At 66.3% G+C, this 19,568-nt stretch carries 19 protein-coding genes; 13 read left to right on the top strand and 6 right to left on the bottom strand.

Annotation, left to right across the window (positions count from 1 at the left end):
* Positions 1-6 precede the first annotated feature (6 nt).
* The 9 genes from HNP52_RS10255 to HNP52_RS10215 all read left to right on the top strand — a co-directional run bounded on the left by HNP52_RS10255 (position 7) and on the right by HNP52_RS10215 (position 9,582).
* Entirely contained in the window at positions 7-618 is a 612-nt protein-coding gene (locus HNP52_RS10255; RefSeq protein ID WP_184166394.1) for an NADH-quinone oxidoreductase subunit J, read from the top strand.
* Entirely contained in the window at positions 615-920 is a 306-nt protein-coding gene (gene nuoK, locus HNP52_RS10250; protein ID WP_184166391.1) for an NADH-quinone oxidoreductase subunit NuoK, read from the top strand. Before HNP52_RS10255 ends, nuoK begins: the two co-directional genes overlap by 4 nt.
* Positions 920-3,001: an NADH-quinone oxidoreductase subunit L gene (gene nuoL, locus HNP52_RS10245; protein ID WP_184166388.1), complete on the top strand. Its 2,082-nt coding sequence runs from the start codon at positions 920-922 to the stop codon at positions 2,999-3,001. Before nuoK ends, nuoL begins: the two co-directional genes overlap by 1 nt.
* A complete protein-coding gene (locus HNP52_RS10240) occupies positions 2,998-4,572 on the top strand; it encodes an NADH-quinone oxidoreductase subunit M (protein ID WP_184166385.1) in 1,575 nt (524 codons plus the stop codon). The genes nuoL and HNP52_RS10240 overlap by 4 nt, the downstream gene beginning before the upstream one ends.
* Positions 4,572-6,020, top strand: a complete 1,449-nt coding sequence (gene nuoN / locus HNP52_RS10235; RefSeq protein WP_184166382.1) for an NADH-quinone oxidoreductase subunit NuoN — start codon at positions 4,572-4,574, stop codon at positions 6,018-6,020. The genes HNP52_RS10240 and nuoN overlap by 1 nt, the downstream gene beginning before the upstream one ends.
* 47 nt (positions 6,021-6,067) lie before the next feature.
* Positions 6,068-6,718: a biotin--[acetyl-CoA-carboxylase] ligase gene (locus tag HNP52_RS10230; protein WP_184168280.1), complete on the top strand. Its 651-nt coding sequence runs from the start codon at positions 6,068-6,070 to the stop codon at positions 6,716-6,718.
* 11 nt (positions 6,719-6,729) lie between these two features.
* Entirely contained in the window at positions 6,730-7,503 is a 774-nt protein-coding gene (locus HNP52_RS10225) for a type III pantothenate kinase (RefSeq protein ID WP_184166378.1), read from the top strand.
* Between the two features lie 13 nt (positions 7,504-7,516).
* The gene (locus tag HNP52_RS10220) at positions 7,517-9,154 is read left to right on the top strand and encodes a ribonuclease J (RefSeq protein WP_184166375.1); all 1,638 of its coding nucleotides are present in this window, start codon (positions 7,517-7,519) and stop codon (positions 9,152-9,154) included.
* 143 nt (positions 9,155-9,297) lie between these two features.
* The gene (locus HNP52_RS10215; protein WP_184168279.1) at positions 9,298-9,582 is read left to right on the top strand and encodes a DUF1467 family protein; all 285 of its coding nucleotides are present in this window, start codon (positions 9,298-9,300) and stop codon (positions 9,580-9,582) included.
* A gap of 365 nt (positions 9,583-9,947) precedes the next feature.
* On the opposite strand, the gene HNP52_RS10210 is transcribed toward HNP52_RS10215, so the two are convergent.
* Positions 9,948-12,257 (bottom strand): hypothetical protein, encoded by a 2,310-nt coding sequence (locus tag HNP52_RS10210; RefSeq protein ID WP_184166371.1) that lies wholly within the window; start codon positions 12,255-12,257, stop codon positions 9,948-9,950.
* A gap of 76 nt (positions 12,258-12,333) precedes the next feature.
* Between HNP52_RS10210 and HNP52_RS10205 the strand changes: the two genes are divergently transcribed.
* The 4 genes from HNP52_RS10205 (at position 12,334) to HNP52_RS10190 (ending at position 15,466) form a co-directional block, all read left to right on the top strand.
* Entirely contained in the window at positions 12,334-12,627 is a 294-nt protein-coding gene (locus tag HNP52_RS10205; RefSeq protein ID WP_184166368.1) for an Hpt domain-containing protein, read from the top strand.
* 82 nt (positions 12,628-12,709) lie between these two features.
* Positions 12,710-13,594 carry a hypothetical protein gene (locus tag HNP52_RS10200; RefSeq protein WP_184166365.1) on the top strand — a complete coding sequence of 295 codons (885 nt, stop codon included), beginning with the start codon at positions 12,710-12,712 and terminating at the stop codon, positions 13,592-13,594.
* 136 nt (positions 13,595-13,730) lie between these two features.
* The gene (locus HNP52_RS10195) at positions 13,731-14,591 is read left to right on the top strand and encodes a hypothetical protein (protein WP_184166362.1); all 861 of its coding nucleotides are present in this window, start codon (positions 13,731-13,733) and stop codon (positions 14,589-14,591) included.
* Complete coding sequence (locus HNP52_RS10190; protein WP_184166359.1) at positions 14,591-15,466, top strand: hypothetical protein; 876 nt, start codon at positions 14,591-14,593, stop codon at positions 15,464-15,466. The genes HNP52_RS10195 and HNP52_RS10190 overlap by 1 nt, the downstream gene beginning before the upstream one ends.
* Here HNP52_RS10190 and HNP52_RS10185 read toward each other — a convergent pair.
* The 5 genes from HNP52_RS10185 to HNP52_RS10165 all read right to left on the bottom strand — a co-directional run bounded on the left by HNP52_RS10185 (position 15,463) and on the right by HNP52_RS10165 (position 19,360).
* Positions 15,463-16,641, bottom strand: coding sequence for a VWA domain-containing protein (locus HNP52_RS10185; protein WP_184166356.1), 1,179 nt, complete (start codon positions 16,639-16,641; stop codon positions 15,463-15,465). The genes HNP52_RS10190 and HNP52_RS10185 overlap by 4 nt on opposite strands.
* 42 nt (positions 16,642-16,683) lie before the next feature.
* On the bottom strand, positions 16,684-17,262 hold the full coding sequence (locus tag HNP52_RS10180) for a CHAP domain-containing protein (RefSeq protein WP_184166353.1): 579 nt from the start codon (positions 17,260-17,262) through the stop codon (positions 16,684-16,686).
* Between the two features lie 77 nt (positions 17,263-17,339).
* The gene (locus HNP52_RS10175; RefSeq protein WP_184166350.1) at positions 17,340-17,765 is read right to left on the bottom strand and encodes a GFA family protein; all 426 of its coding nucleotides are present in this window, start codon (positions 17,763-17,765) and stop codon (positions 17,340-17,342) included.
* A complete protein-coding gene (locus tag HNP52_RS10170; RefSeq protein WP_184166347.1) occupies positions 17,765-18,616 on the bottom strand; it encodes a MoxR family ATPase in 852 nt (283 codons plus the stop codon). Before HNP52_RS10170 ends, HNP52_RS10175 begins: the two co-directional genes overlap by 1 nt.
* A 129-nt stretch (positions 18,617-18,745) precedes the next feature.
* Positions 18,746-19,360 (bottom strand): DUF6975 family protein, encoded by a 615-nt coding sequence (locus HNP52_RS10165; RefSeq protein WP_260396047.1) that lies wholly within the window; start codon positions 19,358-19,360, stop codon positions 18,746-18,748.
* Positions 19,361-19,568 lie beyond the last annotated feature (208 nt).

Raw genomic sequence — 19,568 nt, 5'->3', positions numbered from 1 at the left:
GATTCCGTGATCCAGCTTCTAGCCTTTTACCTGTTTGCGGCAGTGGTGTGCGTCTCCGGCGCGCTTACCATCCTGTCCCGCAACCCGGTCCATTCCGTCCTGTGGCTCATCCTGGCGTTCTTCAACGCTGCGGGTCTGATGGTGCTCGCCAATGCCGAGTTCATCGCGATGCTGCTCGTCATCGTCTATGTCGGCGCCGTCGCCGTGCTGTTCCTCTTCGTGGTCATGATGCTCAACATCGACTTCGCGGAGCTGCGCGCGGGCGTGATGAAGTACGCGGCCGTCGGCTTCGCGCTTGCCATCGCGCTGGTCGCCGAGATCCTGATCGCGGTGGGCGCCTATAGCGCCGGCACGCTGCAGCTGGGCCGCCGTATCGCGCCGATCGATACCAAGGTGCCCAACATCGAGGCGATCGGCCAGCTCCTCTATTCCCGCTACCTGTTCGTGTTCGAAGGCGCCGGCCTGGTGCTGCTCGTCGCGATGATCGGCGCGATCGTGCTGACGCTGCGTCCGCGCACCGACGTCAAGCCGCAGAAGATCAGCCGTCAGGTCCAACGCCGCGCCAAGGACGCGACCCGCAACGTGAACCAACCCGTGGGGCAGGGGGTCGAGCTGTGATCACCCTTACGCACTATCTCGTCGTCAGCGCGATCCTGTTCACGCTCGGCGTGCTCGGCATCTTCATGAACCGCAAGAACCTCATCGTCATGCTGATGGCGATCGAGCTGATCCTGCTGTCCGTGAACCTGAACCTCGTCGCGTTCTCGAACGCACTCGGCGACCTGGTCGGCCAGGTCTTCGCGATGTTCGTGCTGACCGTCGCCGCCGGTGAGGCCGCGATCGGCCTCGCCATTCTCGTTATCTACTTCCGCGGCCGCGGCACGATCTCGGTCGAAGACGTCAATCGGATGAAGGGCTGATGTCGGCGATCTATTTCATCGTATTCCTGCCGCTGCTCGCGGCAGCCGTTGCCGGGCTTTCGAACAAGGCCTTCGGCAAGACCTTCCCCAAGGTCGTCACCACGGGCTCGCTCTTCGTGGCGTGCGCCCTGTCGTGGCCGATCTTCATCAGCTATCTCGGCGGCAATGCCGAGCCGAGCGTGTCCCCGGTCTTCACCTGGATGCTCAGCGGCTCGATGCAGGTCGACTGGGCCCTGCGCGTCGACAGCCTGACCGCGGTGATGCTCGTGGTGGTGACCAGCGTCTCGGCGCTCGTCCACCTCTATAGCTGGGGCTATATGTCGGAGGAGCCGGATCAGCCGCGCTTCTTCGCGTACCTCTCGCTCTTCACCTTCGCGATGCTGATGCTCGTGACGGCCAACAACCTGGTCCAGATGTTCTTCGGCTGGGAAGGCGTGGGTCTCGCGTCCTACCTGCTGATCGGCTTCTGGTTCCGCAAGCCGAGCGCAAACGCCGCCGCCATCAAGGCGTTCGTGGTCAACCGCGTCGGCGACCTTGGCTTCATGCTCGGCATCTTCGGCATCTTCCTCGTGTTCGGCACGATCGACATCCCGACGATCCTCGCCGCCGCGCCGAACATGCATGGCTCGACCATCGGCTTCCTCGGCCAGCGCTTCGACACCGTGACGGTGCTCTGCCTGCTGCTGTTCGTCGGCGCGATGGGCAAGTCGGCGCAGCTCGGCCTGCACACCTGGCTTCCGGACGCAATGGAAGGCCCGACCCCGGTGTCGGCGCTGATCCACGCCGCGACCATGGTGACCGCCGGCGTGTTCATGGTCTGCCGCATGTCGCCGCTGTTCGAGCAGAGCGCCGTTGCGATGACCGTGGTCACCGTCGTCGGCGCCGCGACCTGCTTCTTCGCCGCGACCGTCGGCACGACGCAGACCGACATCAAGCGCGTGATCGCCTATTCGACCTGTTCGCAGCTGGGCTACATGTTCTTCGCTGCCGGCGTCGGCGCCTATGGCGCGGCGATGTTCCACCTGTTCACGCACGCCTTCTTCAAGGCGCTGCTGTTCCTCGGTGCTGGCTCGGTCATCCATGCGATGCACCACGAGCAGGACATGCGCTACTATGGCGGCCTGTGGAAGAAGATCCCGGTCACCTACTGGACGATGATGGCGGGCACGCTCGCGATCACCGGCGTGGGCATCCCGGCGCTGTTCGGCAACCCGGTGGCGTTCGGCTTCGCCGGCTTCCACTCGAAGGATGCGATCATCGAGGCGAGCTATGCCGCCGGCCACACCAGCGTGTTCTGGGTGGGCGTGTTCGTGGCGCTGCTCACCAGCTTCTACAGCTGGCGCCTGGTGTTCCTGACCTTCCACGGCAAGCCGCGCTGGGCCGCTTCGGAGCACATCCAGCACGCGGTGCATGACGCGCACGGCCATGGTCATGACGATCATGCGCACGACGCGCACGCTCACGATGCCCATGGCCACGACGACCATCACCACGATCACGCGCATGGCGACGGCACGGCGGGCTATCACCCGCACGAGAGCCCGATCGTGATGCTGATCCCGCTGCTGGTGCTCACCATCGGCGCGATCGCTGCGGGCTTCATCTTCCACGGCGCGTTCATCGAGCCGACGGCAGGTGAGACCTATTGGCACGGCGCCATCGCCTTCAACGAGCATCTGATGCACGCGATGCACGAGGTGCCGGTATGGGTGAAGCTCAGCGCGACGATCGCGATGCTGAGCGGCCTGGCCATTGCGTATGGCGCGTACATCGTGTCGCCGAGCTTCCCCGCGAAGTTCGCCGAGGCGTTCCGCCCGCTGTACCTCTTCTCGCTCAACAAGTGGTATTTCGACGAGCTCTACAACTTCCTGTTCGTGCGCCCGGCCTTCTGGATCGGTCGTCAGTTCTGGAAGAAGGGTGACGAAGCCACGATCGACCGGTTCGGCCCGAATGGCGCCGCTGCGGTCGTCCAGCTCGGCAGCGTCGGCGCTTCCAAGCTGCAATCCGGATATGTCTACGCCTATGCCTTCATCATGCTGATCGGCCTTACTGCCGCACTGACCTGGGTGATCGCGCGATGAGCGGCTTCCCGATCCTAACCGTCATGCTGGCGGTGCCCGCGATTGCCGCAGTCGCCTGCCTGTTCCTCAACGCGCAGGGCGCACGCTGGCTGGCGCTTGCCGCCACCTTCGTGGACCTGGCGCTCGGCATCCTGCTCTGGGCCAACTTCCAGACCGGCGAGGGCGCTGCCCAGTGGCAGTTCGTCGAGCATGTCCGCCTGTTCGGCATCGGCCAGGCCGAGTTCGCCTGGGCGCTGGGCATCGATGGCTTCGCGCTGCTGCTGATCGCACTGTCGGTGTTCCTGATGCCGATCTGCATCGGGGCGAGCTGGCTCTCGGTCACCAAGCGCGTGCCGGAATATATGGCTGCGTTCCTCGCCACCGAAGTGCTGATGATCGGCACCTTCGCGGCGCAGGACCTGATGCTGTTCTACGTCTTCTTCGAAGGCGGCCTGATCCCGATGTTCCTGATCATCGGCATCTGGGGCGGCGCCAACCGCATCTACGCGTCGTACAAGTTCTTCCTGTACACGCTGCTCGGCTCGCTGCTGATGCTGATCGCGATCATCTACATGATCCTGACCACCGGCACGACGTCGATCCCGGCGCTGATGCAGCACGACTTCCCGGCGCATGTGCAGACATGGCTATGGCTGGCCTTCTTCGCTTCGTTCGCGGTGAAGATGCCGATGTGGCCGGTCCACACTTGGCTTCCCGACGCGCACGTCCAGGCGCCGACCGCCGGTTCGGTCATCCTGGCGGGCGTGCTGCTGAAGCTCGGCGGCTACGGTTTCCTGCGCTTCTCGCTGCCGATGTTCCCGGAAGCCTCGGCCCAGTTCCTGTGGCTGGTCTTCGCGCTCTCGGCCGTCGCGGTGGTCTACACCTCGCTCGTCGCGCTCGTGCAGAGCGACATGAAGAAGCTGATCGCCTATTCGTCGGTCGCCCACATGGCGATCGTGACCTTCGGCCTGTTCGCGCTCAACGCGCAGGGCATCGAGGGCGCGATGATGGTGATGCTCGGCCACGGCGTGGTCTCGGGCGCGCTCTTCCTCTGCGTCGGCGTGATCTATGACCGCCTGCACACCCGCGAGATCGACCGCTATGGCGGCCTCGCGATCAACATGCCGCGCTATGCCGTGCTGTTCCTGCTGTTCACCATGGCCTCTGTCGGCCTGCCGGGCACCAGCAACTTCATCGGCGAGTTCCTGAGCCTTGCCGGCCTGTACCAGGTCTCGACGCTCTACGCGCTGCTCGGTACCACCGGCATCATCCTGGGCGCGGCATACATGCTGTACCTCTACCGTCGCGTCGCCTTTGGCGACCTGACCAAGGACGATGTGAAGGCGATGCCGGATCTCGACCTGCGCGAGTTCGCAATGCTCGGCGCGCTGGCCGCGGTGACCCTCTGGATGGGTGTCTATCCGGAGAGCTTCATGAAGCCGATGCGCGGCGACGTGGAGAAGCTGGTTGCCCGCCTCGAGCGTGCCGCGCCTGCCGGTGACTCGGCTCCGACTGCCGGCAAGCCTGCGCCTACCGCTGCTGAACATGGCGAACACGCCGCTGCCCCTGCTGCGCACGGGGAGGCGCACTGATGAACTATTCGCTGCAACTGATGATGGCCCTTCCTGAGCTGGTGCTCAGCGTCGGCGCCATCGCCCTGATGCTGGTAGCTGCATGGGGCGGCCACCAGTCGACCAAGCTGGTCAGCTGGGCCTCGATCGCCGTGCTGATCGGCGCCGGCGTCGCGCTGGCCGGCCCGGCTTCGGCCGGGGGTGAGGCCTTTGGCGGGCTCTATCGCCCGGACATGTTCGCCGCCTTCTCGAAGGCGCTGATCTTCCTGGCCGCCGGCGTCTCGATCCTGATCGCACCGCGCTTCTTCCAGCAGACCTCGGGTGACGATCTGCGTCCGGAATATCCGGTGCTGATCCTGCTCTCGGCCGCCGGCATGGGCATGATGGTTTCGGCGGGCGACCTGATGTCGCTCTATGTCGGCCTTGAGCTGATGAGCCTTGCTTCGTACATCCTCGCCAGCTTCATGCGCCGCGACACGCGCTCGGCGGAAGCGGGCCTGAAGTATTTCGTACTGGGCGCGCTGGCCTCGGGCATCCTGCTCTACGGCATCAGCCTGGTGTACGGCTTCTCGGGCACCACTTTGTTCTCGGGCATCGCCGACGCCTATGCCTCGGGTGACCAGAAGACCGGTCTGCTCTTCGGTCTGGTGTTTGTCTTCGCCGGGCTCGCCTTCAAGATGTCGGCCGTGCCATTCCACATGTGGACGCCGGACGTGTACGAAGGCGCGCCGACCCCGGTCACTGCCTTCTTCGCTTCGGCGCCGAAGGTTGCCGCTATGGCGCTCGCCACTCGCGTCGCCATTGACGCGATGGGTCCGGCGATCGCCGACTGGCGCCAGATCGTGATCTTCGCCTCGCTGGCTTCGATCGTCTTCGGCTCGGTCGCGGCGATCCGCCAGAGCAACATCAAGCGACTGCTCGCTTATTCGTCGATCGCCAATGTCGGCTTCGCGCTGGTCGGCCTCGCCGCTGGTGGGGAAGCAGGCGTGTCGAGCGTGCTCTACTACATGGCGATCTACGTCGTGATGACCGTCGGCAGCTTCCTGATCGTGCTGCAGATGCGCGATGCGGAAGGTCGTCCGGTCGAGACGATCGACAGCCTCGCGGGCATGTCGCGTACCCGCCCGGGTCTCGCGGTGGCGATGGCGATCTTCATGTTCAGCCTTGCCGGCATCCCGCCGCTGCTCGGCTTCTTCTCGAAGTTGCAGGTGTTCCTGGCTGCGGTGCATGCGGGCCTGTACGTCTTCGCCGCGGTTGCTGCCGCTGCCTCGACGATCGGTGCCTATTACTATCTCCGCGTCGTCAAGGTGATGTACTTCGACGAGCCGGCACCGGCCTTCCCGGGCCGCACCGATCCGATCGAGGGGGCGCTGCTCGTGCTCTCGGCGGTGGTGATCTCGCCGCTGGGCTGGCCGCTGCTCGGCTACCTTGAGGTGTGGACCGGCGCCGCCGCGAAGGCGCTGTTCTGATCGCCACCGTACGGACCGTCGCCGAGACGGGATCCACCAATGCCGACATGGCCGAGCTCGCCCGCAGCGGGGCGAGCGAGGGCCTGTGGCTGAGAGCCGAGCGGCAGACCGCGGGCAAGGGCCGACAAGGCCGCGCTTGGCAGTCGCCGCTCGGCAATCTCTACATCTCCACGCTGGTCCGCACGCGGGCAGGGGAACCCAGCCCGGCCACGCTGGCGCTGGTCGCCGCCGTCGCGCTCGACGAGACGGCACGGGTGTTCGGTGTCGAGCCGATGCTCAAATGGCCGAACGACCTGCTGGTGAACGGCGCCAAGCTCTCCGGCATCCTGCTCGAGCGGGTGGGGGATGCGGTGATCCTGGGCTTCGGCGTGAATCTGGCGCACCACCCGCAGGATCTTGATCGCAGGACCACAAGCTTCGCAGCGCACGGTCCGGCGCCTGACCCGCAGATCTTCGCCGAAACGCTGGCCGAAAGCTTCGCCCGCTGGGTTTCCCGCTGGCGGGAAGGGATTGCGCCCATTCGCGAGCGCTGGCTTGCTCGCGCGCACCCGATCGACACCGCGCTCACCGCCCGGCTTGCCGACGGATCGAGCATCGACGGGCTGTTCGGTGGGCTCGACAGCGAAGGCGCGCTCATCCTGCGCTTGGCCGATGGCACCAGCCATGTCATTCACGCCGCAGACGTGTTCCTGCTCTGAGAGGCCCGGAAATGCTGCTCGCCATCGACGCCGGCAACACCAATGTCGTCTTCGCCCTGCTGGAAGGCCAGGACGTGCGCGCGCGCTGGCGCATCGCCACCGATCCGCGCCGCACGGCGGACGAATATGCGGTGTGGCTCAGCCAGCTGCTCAACCTGGAAGGCTATGACCGCGCCGATGTGACCGGCGTGATCATCGGCACCGTGGTGCCCCGCGCGCTGCACAATCTCCAGGTGCTGAGCAGCAAGTACTTCAAGACCGACGCAGTGATCGCCGGGCAGGGCAAGGCCGAATGGGGCTTCCCGCTCGATGTAGAGGAGCCGCAGGGGCTGGGCGCCGATCGCGCGCTCAACATGATCGCCGGCCATGCCCGCCATCCGGGCGACCTGATCATCATCGACTTCGGCACCGCCACCACTTTCGAGGTGGTCGACTATCGCGGTGCCTATAAGGGCGGGATCATCGCGCCGGGCATCAACCTGTCGCTCGACGCGCTGGTGACCGCCGCCGCCAAGCTGCCGCGCATCGCGATCACAGCGCCTGAGATCACCAGCGTCATCGGCCGCAACACCGTCGACCAGATGCATATCGGCATCTATTGGGGCTATGTCGCGATGATCGAAGGGTTGATCGCGCGGATGAAGGCCGAGATCGGTCGTCCCGTCAAAGTGATCGCAACCGGCGGCCTGGCCGTGCTTTTCGAGAAGCACACCCCCATATTCGATGTCATCGAACCCGATTTGACCATTCAAGGGTTGGCGATGCTGTGGGAACGCAGCCGTTGACCGAGGAAACCAAGTGACCCCTGAAAAAGAACTCCTCTTCCTCGCGCTCGGCGGCTCGGGCGAGATCGGCATGAACGTCAATCTCTATGGCTGCCAGGGCAAGTGGCTGATGGTCGATTGCGGCATCACCTTCGGCGATGCCAACTATCCCGGCATCGACGTGATCCTGCCCGACCTGCAGTTCATCGAGGAGCGCCTCGACGACCTGCTCGGCATCGTGCTTACCCATGGCCATGAAGACCATATCGGCGCGCTGCCCTATCTCGCCGGCGAGCTGGGCGTGCCGCTCTATGCCACGCCGTTCACCGCTGGCCTGATCCACGGCAAGCTCGAGGAAGAGGGCATCGAGGAGAAGGTCGAGCTCAACGTCGTCAACGAGGAAGGTCCGTTCAACCTCGGCCCGTTCCGCATCACCTACACGCCGCTTGCCCACTCGATCCCCGAGGGCAACGCCGTACTGATCGAGACGCCCTATGGCAGCGTCTTCCACACCGGCGACTGGAAGCTCGACGAGAGCCCGGCGCTGGGCGGCGCCTCGACCGCGGCGGAGCTGACCGCGATCGGCGACAAGGGCGTGCTCGCGCTGGTCTGCGACAGCACCAATGTGTTCAACCCCGAGGCATCGGGCTCCGAAGGCGCGGTGCGCGCGGGGCTCGACGAGGTGATCGGCGCCGCGAAGGGCCGGGTGCTTGTCACTACCTTTGCCTCCAACGCCGCGCGGCTGCAGACGCTGGGCGAAGTCGCCCGCGATACCGGGCGCGAGCTCTGCGTTGCCGGGCGTTCGCTCGACCGCATCCTGCGCGTTGCCAAGTCGACCGGCTATCTGCGCGACTTCCCCGATACGATCGACTTCGAAGCGGCGATGGACCTGCCGCCGCACAAGGTGCTGATCGTGGCGACGGGCGGGCAGGGCGAGCCCCGCGCCGCACTCAACCGCATTGCCGAGGGCAGCCATGTCCTCAAGGTCACCGAGGGCGATACCGTCGTCTTCTCCTCGCGCCAGATCCCGGGCAACGAGATCGCGATCGGGCGGATCATGAACACGCTGGCCGCCAAGGGCGTCGAGCTCATCACCGACCGCCAGGCCTTTATCCACGTCTCCGGCCATCCGGGTCGCCCCGAGCTGGCGGCGATGTACAAGTGGATCCGCCCCGAGATCGTCGTGCCGGTGCATGGCGAGGTGCGCCACATGTACGAGCAGGCCCGCTTCGCACTGGAGCAGGGTGTTCCCCAGTCGATCCGCCAGGTGAACGGCGACATCATCCGCCTCGCGCCGGGCAAGCCCGAGAAGATCGGGGAGGCGCCGGTCGGACGCCTGGTGCTGGACGGTGACATCATCCTGCCGGCCGACGGCACCACGATCAACGAACGCCGCCGGGTGGCGCTCTACGGCCAGATCAGCGCCGCGGTGGCGATCCGCAACGGCAAGCTCGCCGGCGAGCCGCAGATCCGCCTCCAGGGCATTCCGGTGGAGGAAGACCGCGAGGACTTCATCGCCGAGGCGTCCGACGCTGCGCGCGAAGCCGTGAAGAAGGACGGCAAGGGCGATCTCGAGAAGCTGCGCGAGTCGGTGCGGCTCGCGGTACGCCGGGCGGCGGTGCGCTATACGGGCAAGAAGCCCGTGGTGGACGTGCTGATCATCGAGCAATAGCCGCATTGGCCGTCATCCCGGCGAAAGCCGGGATCTCGTGCCGTATAGCGCCGCCACCTGAGATCCCGGCTTTCGCCGGGATGACGATAATGCATGTGGATGGCGGACTGGTTTCGCGCGTGATCTGGCCCTATCACATTGCCATGCCTTGGAAGTCCGCGCTCGCCATCTATTTCCTGTTCTGGGCCTTTTCGGTGTTCCTCGTCTTGCCGTTCGGCGTGAAGACGAGCGAGGAAGCGGGCGTCGAGCTGGTTCCCGGCCAGGCGCCGAGCGCGCCGCATGAGTTCAACGTGAAGCGCATCGCCGCGCGCACCACGATCGTCGCGACGATCCTGTTCGGACTGTTCTACCTCAATTACGTGAATGGCTGGGTGACCACCGAGATGCTCGACTGGTGGGCGCACATGCACCCCGAAAAGGCGTCGTAGCTTCCTACGGCGTGGGGTGGCTGGCTCGCGAAAGTACACAAAGTACAGGCCAAGAGCGGGTTTTCGCCGCCGGAATTTTGACCCTATCAACGGGAACCAAGCGCATCTCGCAAGGATATTGCGTGGGCGTGATCCTATTTTTCCTACAGGCCAAAGAGCGGCCGGACAGGCGCCGGACCGCGGGAGCCAAGCAGGCGAAATCCTACATTGCAAGATAAGCGACAGGCTCCAGCCAAGCCCGTGCCCTGGCGAAGGCCGGGGCCCAGTTGCCATGTAGTTTGAGAGGCTCGATCGCCACCTTCAGGTTCGTCGAGACTGGCCCCCGGCCTTCGCCGGGGAACCAGGAGGTGCGTGAAGCGGCGTGGCTAGGTCCGCAGCCGCTCGATCGCCTGGGCCAGCGCGACGTACAGCTTGCCCATGTCCGAGGAGAGCAGGGTCACGCTCATCGACGAGCCGTCGCGGAGGGCGAGGATCTGGCGGAGCATGGATTCGAAATCGTGGATGTAGCGGTTGACGTTGTCGCGGAAACCCTCGTCATCCTCGTAGATCCGGTGGATTTCGCGGGTATCCGAGGGATCGAGCAGCCGTACCGCGCGGCGCGTGAAGACGCCGCGATCGCCCTTGAGATAGGCGGCCCAGGCGCTGTCGGTGACATCGGCCGAAAAGGCCTTGGTGATGTCGATCGACGCCGAGTTGAGCGCTTCGATCAGCAGCGAGACGCGGCGCGCGAAATTGTCGCTGTCCGACTCTTCGCGCTCCTTGCGGCCCTCGGCGATGCGCGCCTCGACCTGGGCGGTGGTGTCCGCCAGCGCCACCATCTGCTGGGTCAGGCGCTCCGACGCGCGGGTGGCGGCGACCACGGCCGCCTCGGTCGTCTCGGCAAGGTCGGTGAGCTGGCGGCGGATCGAAGCATCGACCGCCCGGCGCAGCGCATCGCCCGCGGCTTCCTCGATCGCGCGCTCGGCATGCGGCACGATGGCCGACAGCGCCTCGCGGGCATGGCCGGCAGCGGCACTCGAGGTCTCGCGGACACTGAGCAGCGCATCGACCAGCTGCGGCGCGGCGCTTTCGGCGAAGCGGCGGGTGGTGGCGATGGTCTCATCGACGATCGCGCTGAGCTGCTCGGCCTGCTCGCCGCCGGTCGCCAGCGTTTCGAGCAGCGAGGCCTGGGTCTTGGCGAGCGTATCGCGCTGCTGGCCGACCACGTCGGCGATGGCCTCGATCGCGTCGTGCGTGCTCTCCGCGGCGGTGACCAGCGCGAGCAGCTCGGGCTTGGAGGCGGCAACGACCTGGCGGCTCGCCAGGATCCGGGCATCGAGACGCGCCAGTGCCTCGGGCAAGGTCTCGTCGATCTCACGGGCGGAGGCATCGAGCGCGGTGAGCAGCTCCTCGGAGGTGCCGATCACCTTCTGGGCGGTCTCGTCGCCGACGGTCAGCGCGATCGTCATCGCCTCGACCGAGCCGTGGAGCGCGCTCATCGAGGCGGCAAGGTTACGCGTGCGCTCGGTGCCCGCGACATGCAGGTCGTCCATCGCGCGGTCGAGCCGATCGACGCCGCTCGCCAGCCCCTCGAACAGCTTGTCGCCGCGGCCCTGTTCCTCCGAAAGGCGATTGCCGATGCGGCCGATCGCTTCCTCGATCGACGCCATGCGGGCGCCCATCGCCTCGGCACTGTCGCGGCCCGCGCGGTCGAGCGCGGCCTGGTTGGCGGAGAGCATGGCGAGGATCGCCTCGCCCTGGGTAGCGATGCCCTTGCGTGCCTCGTCCACGGCATTGGCGGCGCGATCGAGCACGGCATCGACCTGGGTCGACATCTCGCCGGTGACCTGTTCGAGCCGGGCACTGGCGGTCTCACTGGTCGCTTCCATGCGGGCGATGTGCGCTGCGAGGCGATCGGCGGCGCCCCCGGCGATCTGGTCGGCCTCGCGGCCGCGCTCGGCGAGCGCGGAGAGCTGGGTATCGAGCGCGGCGGCACGCTCGCTGGCGAGCAGCCCGGCGGCATCGACCCGATCGGACAGGCCACGCATTTCCTCATGCGCCTTGGGCAGCGAGGAGAGCACCACGGCTACGCGATGCTCGGCATCGGCGGTGGCCTCGCCGAAATGGCGGGTGCTGGCGTCAATCGAGCGGGCATGCTGGGCGGCGCTGCCCGCGGCGCTTTCGAGCTTCTCCGAGGCACGCTCGCCCATGGCGATCAGGATGTTGGTCTGCTCGGCAAGCGCGGCGCGGTTCTCCTCGATCTTGCGCGAGAGGGTGGCGACCACGCGCTCCAGGCTTGCCGCCTCGGCGCGCATCGCCCGCGCCGTGGCGCCGAAGCGATGGGCCTCGGCCCGGCTCGTGCGCAGGGCGAGGAGGTAGAGGATGCCGATCAGGGCAGGGGGGACGCAGAGCGCGGCGATCAGCTGGACCAGCGCGGCAGGCGCCATGGGGGCGGCAAAGGCGCCGCGGAGCAGCCAGCCCATCGCGCCGAGCCAGCCCAGGACAGCGACGATCGCAAGCACGGGCAGCACCCAGCCGGCGCGCCGGGGCGTGTCCTCTTCTTCCGCAGCCTCGTACCAGGCTTCGGGCTCCGCCGGCGCAGCCACTGCTGCGGCGGTTTCGGACAGGACCAGCTCTTCCGCGTCATTATGCGCGGGCAGCGGTTCGGCAGGTTTTCCCCCAATCATGACGCGCATTTACCACATTTCGGCGCCGGTCCAACAGCGACAAGGAAACGGGGCGTTAACGCTCGTTCGGCTATGGCCCTGAACCATGGCGTATGATCCGGGTGCAATCGATGCGACTCTCGCGGCGGCAGTGGGTGACGAGCCCGCGCTGATCGCAGAACTGCGCGAAGCGTTTCTCGACGGGGTGCAGCGGTGCCTCGAAGCGATGAAATCCGCTGACAATCCGGATGGCTGGGCCGCGGCGGCACTGCGGCTCAAGGGCCTTTCGGCGAGCTTCGGCGCGATCCGCCTGATGGCGCTGGCCAGTGAAGCGGCCAATGGCCAGGCGAATGACGGCGCGATCCTTCGGCGCCTGCACCGGGCGGTCGATCGCCTCTGATCCCCGTAAAATCGGCTTCGTTGCCCCGTGGACTTTCGCCGGCGCCCCGGCGAAGGTCCGGCGGAATATGGGGAATCGACCGATGCACAAGATGGTTACGGGCCTGACTTTCGTGCTGGCGGGGCTGGCGGCGATGCCTGCCCAGGCGCAGGACGCGCCCGCCGGCGGCCATAGTTCCGGCATCGTCGTCGAGGGCCGCAAGCAGGGCCCCCGCAAGGAAACGCGGACCTTTGTCCGTCAGGTTATGACCACGACCAAGGAACAGCTCTCGCGCTTCGAGGATCCGGTGTGCCCGGTCGTGCTCGGGCTCCCGCCGGCCTATGCCAAGGCCGTCGCCAAGCGGTTTATGGAGGTTTCCACCGAAGCAGGCGCGCGGGTCGATCGCGACGAGAAATGCAATCCGAACATCTTCGTGATCGTTGCGGCGGATGCCAGCAAGTTCATCGCCGAGCTGCGCCAGAAATATCACGGCTTCTTCGACGACCTCGCCTATGACGACAAGCGCACGGCGCTCGACGAAGGACCCGTGCGCGCCTGGCGGGTAGCCGAGGAGCTCGACCAGGACGGTCGCCGCGCGCTCGAGAGCAATGGGCCGCGCAGCTTCAACGGCGTTGCCCAGCCTTCGCGCATTTCGCTTTCGACGCAGCAGGCGACCTTTGGCGCGGTGGTGGTGCTCGACGCCAATGCGGTCGACAACAAGTCGGTGGGGCAGATCGCCGATTATGTCGCGATGCGCACCCTGGCCGGTGCGCGGCCGCCAAAGGCGAGCACCAGGCTCGACACGATCCTTTCGCTCTTCGATGCCGAGGGGGACGCCCCGGAAGGCCTGACCGAGGTCGATCGCAGCTTCCTGAAGGGCGTCTACGAGATGCAGGCCAATGGCAGGAGCGGGAGCCAGATCGGCACTATCGCGGACCAGATCCTGCGGGACCGCGACAAGGCCGCGGCGGAGAAGAAGCCCAACTAGCGGTATCGCGGTCGCGCTCGATGGACAGCGGCGACAGGGCGCGATACGCCTTGGTTTCCATCGGGCAGTCGACCGACTCCAAGAAGACGGCGCATGCGGGGTCCCGAAGAATGTGAGGGGATCGATCGTTATGCGCATGCGCTGCTGCCTGAATTCGCTTGTCCTGCTTTCCGCCTTCGCCGCCGTGCCGGTTGCGCACGCGCAGGATGGCGCCACCAGCCCCAGGCCACCCGCCCAGGACGGGGGCATCGTCGTCACCGGCAAGGCGCAGCCGCCGATCAAGAAGGCACAGCGCTATATCCGCCAGGTGCTCGACACCGAGGACGGGCAGCTTGCGCGCTTCGTCGATCCCGTCTGCCCGCTGGTGCTGGGCCTGCCGGCGCGGTTCAAGGGCGCGATCGAGGACCGGGTGCGGATCGTCGGCGCGGCGGCATCGGTCCGCATGGGCAAGGACAAGTGCGAGCCGAACCTGATGATCGTGTTCGCCGACAATGCCGATTCGCTGCTCGACACGATGCGCAAGCAGGGCAATGCGGCCTTCACCAACCTGGACGACAATGCCCTGCGCGATGCCTTCGCGGCGGGGCCGATCCATGCCTGGCGCCTGGTGGTGACCCGTGACGAGGTCGGCCATCTCTCCACCGGCAATGACGATCCCGATTATCCGCCGGTGATGGAGGGCGAGACCCAGGCGGTGACGATCAATGCGGTGGTGGTGATGGACCGCCATGTCGCGCTGGGTAAATCGGTGCGTCAGTTGGGCGACTATGTCGTGATGCGGACGCTGGTCGGCGCGCGGCCACCCGCCAAGGGGTCGATCGCCTCGGCATCGATCCTGTCGCTGTTCGATCCCAATGTCGCGCCGCCGCCCGCCGAGATCACCGACATGGACATCGGGCTGCTCGCCGGCCTCTACCGGATGCGAAATCCCTATGAGCAGGGATCGGATCAGGCCTATCGTATCTCCAGGACCATGGTTGGTGGGAAGCAGCATTGATGCGGATTGCCCTTCTGGCGCTTGCCCTGCTTGCCGGTCCGGCGCTTGCCCAGGACAAGCCGGCGCAGCAAAAGCCGAAGGACGACAGCGATATCGTCGTGGTCGGCGCCAAGGGCGTGCCGCCCAAGGCGGCCAAGCGCTTCGTCCGCCAGATCAGCTCGAGCGTGGAAGGCCAGCTTGCCCGCTTCGCCGAACCGGTCTGCCCGATCGTGGCCGGGCTCGGCCCCGATGCCGCCAAGGCGATCGAAGCGCGGTTGCGGGCTGTGGCGCTCGATGCCGGCGCCACGGTGGGCGAGGCCGGCTGCCGGCCCAATATCGCGCTGATGGTCGCCCATGACGCGGATGATTTCGTGAAGGCGTTGCACAAGCGCTTCCCGGGCTTCTTCGGCAACCTCAAGATGGTCGATCTGCGCAAGGCGCTGCGCGACGGCCCGGTGCACGCGTGGAGCACGATCGAGGTGCGCGACGAGCTGGGCAACCAGGTCGGCGGCAATGATGACGGCATCAAATATGTCGAGCGGTTCAGCGCCTCGGCCATCACTATGGGTACCCAGCAGGTGACGGTGAAGTCGATCGTGGTGATCGACGACAAGGCAGTGATCGGCAAGTCGGTGGTGCAGATCGCGGACTATCTGGCGATGCGCACGCTGGCCGGCGCGCGGCCGCCGCGGGACGGCAGCGCCGTCGACTCGATCATCACGCTGTTCGACCAGGGCTCTACGTTCAGCGATCCCGAACTGACCGCGCTCGACCAGGGCTTCCTCCAGGGGCTCTACAAGAGCCGCGCGGACGTCAATTCGATCAAGCAGTCCGGCGAGATCGCACGGCGGATCGTCAAGAACTCGAAGGACGCGGGCGAGGAGAAGAAGCCCTAGCGCTTGCGGCTGAGCTCGCGCATCGCCTCGTCCAGGCCGCCCAGGGTGAGCGGGTACATGCGGTCGCTCATCAGCTCGCGGATGATCTTCACCGACTGGGTATAGCCCCATTGCTCGCGCGGGATCGGGTTGATCCACACCGCGGCGGGATAGGTGTTGAGCGCGCGCTGCATCCAGGCGGCGCCCGCTTCCTCGTTGAAATGCTCGACCGAGCCGCCGGGATGGGTGATCTCGTACGCGCTCATCGAGGCATCGCCGACGAAGATCAGCTTATAGTCGTGGCCGTATTTGTGGAGGATGTCCCAGGTCGGCGTGCGCTCCTGGAAGCGGCGGCGATTGTCCTTCCACACGCCTTCGTACAGGCAGTTGTGGAAATAGAAGAACTCGAGGTTCTTGAACTCGCTTGTCGCGGCCGAGAACAGCTCCTCGCACAGCTTGATGAACGGATCCATCGAGCCGCCGACATCGAGGAACAGCAGCAGCTTCACCGCATTGTGCCGCTCCGGGCGCATGCGGACGTCGAGCCAGCCCTGCTTGGCGGTGCCTTCGATCGTCGCGTCGATATCGAGCTCGTCGGCGGCGCCTTCGCGGGCGAAGCGGCGCAGGCGCCGCAGCGCGACCTTGATGTTGCGGGTGCCGAGCTCGCGGGTGGAGTCGAGGTTGCGGAACTCGCGCTGGTCCCACACCTTGATCGCGCGCTTGTGCTTGCCTTCGCCACCGATGCGGACCCCCTCGGGGTTGTAGCCGCCATTGCCGTAGGGAGACGTGCCGCCGGTGCCGATCCACTTGCTGCCGCCCTGGTGGCGCTCCTGCTGCTCCTCGAGCCGCTTCTTGAGCGTCTCCATGATCTCTTCCCAGGAGCCGAGCGACTGGATCTTCGCCATCTCCTCGGGGCTGAGATACTTCTCGGCGATCGCACGCAGCCATTCCTCGGGGATCTCGGCGGGCGCCACGCCGTAGCTGGTGGCGATGCCCTTGAAGACCTTGGCGAAGACCTGGTCGAACCGGTCGAGCAGCCCCTCGTCCTTCACGAAGGTGGCGCGGGCGAGATAGTAGAAGGCTTCGGGCGTCTGCTCGATCACGTCGCGGTCGAGCGCTTCGAGCAGGATCAGATGCTCCTTCAGGCTGGCGGGGATGCCCGCGGCGCGCAGCTCGTCGAGGAAGGAGAGGAACATGGCGCCGTTCTAGGGCCGGACGCACGCCAGCGTCCAGTGGCCTCAGCGCGCGGCGTAGGCGTCGATCAGCGAGCCGACATAATCGGGCTGGCGGGAAGTCAGCTCGGCGGAGGGGCGGGCCTTGCGGACGCTGGCGGGGGCATCGCGGGCGGGCGTGCCGTAGATGAAGCCGTGCGCCGGGTAGATCGAGCTGCCCAGCCCCTTGCGGTCGCGGTACCAGACCTTGACCAGGCTCCAGTCGCCGCGCTCGGAGACGTCGAACAGCGTCACGTCCTGCTCGGCATGGCCGCGTTCGCCATCGAAGCGCGACCAGTTGGCATGGGTAATCATCAGCACGCGCTTCTCGACGATGCGGCTGACCACGGCGACATGGCCGAGCCGGAGCTGCGGGCTCTTGGAGAAGGCGAGGACGGCGCCGACCTTCGGCACCTGGCCGCGCTGGTAGCGGCCCCTGGCCTGGTCCCACCAGGTCCAGGCATCGCCATAGATCTGGATGCCCGAAGCCTGGCGCGCAAAGGGCACGCACTCACCGACATATTCGAGAAGCGATTGCGCGCCTGCAGGCACCGCGGCGCAGAGCGCGGTGGCGAGAAGGGCAGGGAACGCAAAACACGAACGCATACTCGGGACCCATACAAGGTCCCCCCCAAGCGAACCGTAGCCATGGGTGGTTTAAGAGGGGTTAACTGCGTTTCGAGTCAGGCTTTGGCCGGCGCGGGCGCCGGGGGCTGGCGCGCGAAGCGTTCCAGCGCGGGATCGATATGCGCCCAGGCGGGGGCGTCGTCGGTCCAGATCGCGACCTGGGGCGCCAGGCCATGCGGCTGGTCGAGAAAGCCGATGCGCATCGTGCGGAACTGCGGGCGCGCCGAGCTCTGCGCCAGCACCGGCGTGCCGCACAGACCGCAAAAGCTCTGGGTCAGCGTGTTGCCGCTCTCCGCGACATAGCTGGTGGTGGTCAGCGTGCCGCTCAGCTCGACATCGTCGGTCGCGAAGATCGCGTTGGTGGTAGGCGAACCTGCGGCGACGCGCTGGCACTGGCGGCACCAGCACTGGCGCACCGCGACCGGCTCGCCGGCGATCGTGGCGGTGACGGCCCCGCAGGCGCAACTTCCGGTGTACGGCATCAGGCCTTGCCCTGCTGGCGGCGGGCCATGAAGGCGAGCCGCTCGAACAGCATCACGTCCTGCTCGTTCTTGAGCAGCGCGCCGTGGAGCGGCGGGATCGCCTTGGTCGGATCCTTGTTCTGCAGCACCTCGAGCGGCATCTCCTCGTGGAGGAGCAGCTTGAGCCAGTCGAGCAGCTCGCTGGTGCTCGGCTTCTTCTTCAGGCCGGGCACTTCGCGGATCTCGTAGAAGATATCCATCGCCTTGCTGACCAGCAGCTTCTGGATGCCGGGAAAGTGCACATCGACGATCGCCTGCATCGTCTCGCGGTCCGGGAACTTGATATAGTGGAAGAAGCAGCGGCGCAGGAACGCGTCGGGCAGCTCCTTCTCGTTGTTCGAGGTGATGACGACGATCGGGCGCTCGATGGCGACAACGGTCTCATGCGTCTCGTAGACATGGAATTCCATCCGATCGAGCTCCTGGAGGAGATCGTTGGGGAACTCGATATCGGCCTTGTCGATCTCGTCGATCAGCAGCACCGGGAGCTGGGGCGCGGTGAACGCCTCCCACAGCTTGCCCTTGCGGATATAGTTGGAGATCTCATGGACGCGCGGATCGCCGAGCTGGCCGTCGCGCAGCCGTGCCACCGCGTCATATTCATACAAGCCCTGCTGTGCCTTGGTCGTCGACTTGACGTTCCACTCGATTAGCGGCGCGCCGACGGCCTTGGCGATCTCGTACGCGAGTACAGTCTTGCCGGTGCCGGGCTCGCCCTTGACGAGGAGGGGACGCCGCAACGTGACGGCGGCATTGACCGCGACCTTCAGGTCCTCGGTCGCGACATAGCTCTGGGTGCCTTCGAAGCGCATGACGTATTCGTAAAGGGGGGCGGGGCCGGGAGGCAACCACTATGTTCCCGTCCGCTTGGAAGGACGGGAGCCGTATCGAGGTTCAGCCTTGCCGGTTCCCCGGCTAGAACAAAGGAAGCAGGGGCAGGTTTACTGCTTGTCGCGGGCCGAAGCGCGGGCCTCGAGCAGGTCCCACAGGCCGCGATGCTGGGCAAAGAGCTGCTGGGCGCCGAACAGCATGGCGCGTTCGAGCGAGCCTTCGCGGACGAGCGTATCGACCACGGTGACGGTTTCCTCGGCGAGCGGCAGCTGCGAGGGCGGCGCCGCGATGCCGAGCCGTTCGGCGGCGGCGTCCAGCGTCTCGCGGATCACGGCCCAGTCCATCGCCATTGCGATCGATGCGCCGGTGGCGCAGCCGGCACGGTCCGACTGGGCGAGCATGTCCACCGCGTGGCGCTGCGCCGCGGTGGCGGCTTCGGTCTCGGCATGGCCCGGGGTGCTGGGCAGCGGGCCGGCAGCGGCGACGATGCGGACCAGATAGGCGCGCTCGATCACGAAGGCGTCGGCGGCGGCTTCCAGCCAGTCGCGCTCGATGCCGAGCCGGGCATGGCCCAGCGCGTGATCGATCACGCCGGGATGGCGGCCGTGAAGCAGGCAAATGTGATGCGCCGCGTCCGAAAGGTCGCGCAGCGGCTCCTCGTTGCGGGCGAGGCGCTGGAGATAGGGATGATTGGCGCTGCCATCGGAGGCGATGAGCGCCCCCATCGAGCCCCAGGCACCGCCCAATCGCGCAACTTGTACGGAATCAAACGGCATAAGCCCCCACATCCTCCAGCCGGCCCCGTGCCGACGGGCAGTGTTTTGCAACTCGGGGATATACCGAAGCACGTAAAGACAAGGTAAATCACAAATTTACTGTGGATAAACCACATGTCGCCGTGTCGTTCCGCTCAACATACGACAATGCGGCGGA

This window comes from Sphingomonas kyeonggiensis (assembly GCF_014204495.1).
Lineage (GTDB): Bacteria > Pseudomonadota > Alphaproteobacteria > Sphingomonadales > Sphingomonadaceae > Sphingomonas > Sphingomonas kyeonggiensis_A.
The sequence above is the reverse complement of the archived record's forward strand: the minus strand, read 5'-3'. Positions and strand labels throughout refer to the sequence as shown.

Coding starts and splice junctions, on each gene's coding strand:
- nuoL (WP_184166388.1), top strand. CDS start 920: ATGTCGGCGATCTATTTCATCGTATTCCTGCCGCTGCTCGCGGCAGCC.
- HNP52_RS10240 (WP_184166385.1), top strand. CDS start 2,998: ATGAGCGGCTTCCCGATCCTAACCGTCATGCTGGCGGTGCCCGCGATT.
- nuoN (WP_184166382.1), top strand. CDS start 4,572: ATGAACTATTCGCTGCAACTGATGATGGCCCTTCCTGAGCTGGTGCTC.
- HNP52_RS10230 (WP_184168280.1), top strand. CDS start 6,068: ATGGCCGAGCTCGCCCGCAGCGGGGCGAGCGAGGGCCTGTGGCTGAGA.
- HNP52_RS10225 (WP_184166378.1), top strand. CDS start 6,730: ATGCTGCTCGCCATCGACGCCGGCAACACCAATGTCGTCTTCGCCCTG.
- HNP52_RS10215 (WP_184168279.1), top strand. CDS start 9,298: ATGCCTTGGAAGTCCGCGCTCGCCATCTATTTCCTGTTCTGGGCCTTT.
- HNP52_RS10210 (WP_184166371.1), bottom strand. CDS start 12,257: ATGCGCGTCATGATTGGGGGAAAACCTGCCGAACCGCTGCCCGCGCAT.
- HNP52_RS10205 (WP_184166368.1), top strand. CDS start 12,334: ATGGCGTATGATCCGGGTGCAATCGATGCGACTCTCGCGGCGGCAGTG.
- HNP52_RS10200 (WP_184166365.1), top strand. CDS start 12,710: ATGCACAAGATGGTTACGGGCCTGACTTTCGTGCTGGCGGGGCTGGCG.
- HNP52_RS10195 (WP_184166362.1), top strand. CDS start 13,731: ATGCGCTGCTGCCTGAATTCGCTTGTCCTGCTTTCCGCCTTCGCCGCC.
- HNP52_RS10190 (WP_184166359.1), top strand. CDS start 14,591: ATGCGGATTGCCCTTCTGGCGCTTGCCCTGCTTGCCGGTCCGGCGCTT.
- HNP52_RS10185 (WP_184166356.1), bottom strand. CDS start 16,641: ATGTTCCTCTCCTTCCTCGACGAGCTGCGCGCCGCGGGCATCCCCGCC.
- HNP52_RS10180 (WP_184166353.1), bottom strand. CDS start 17,262: ATGCGTTCGTGTTTTGCGTTCCCTGCCCTTCTCGCCACCGCGCTCTGC.
- HNP52_RS10175 (WP_184166350.1), bottom strand. CDS start 17,765: ATGCCGTACACCGGAAGTTGCGCCTGCGGGGCCGTCACCGCCACGATC.
- HNP52_RS10170 (WP_184166347.1), bottom strand. CDS start 18,616: ATGCGCTTCGAAGGCACCCAGAGCTATGTCGCGACCGAGGACCTGAAG.
- HNP52_RS10165 (WP_260396047.1), bottom strand. CDS start 19,360: ATGGGGGCGCTCATCGCCTCCGATGGCAGCGCCAATCATCCCTATCTC.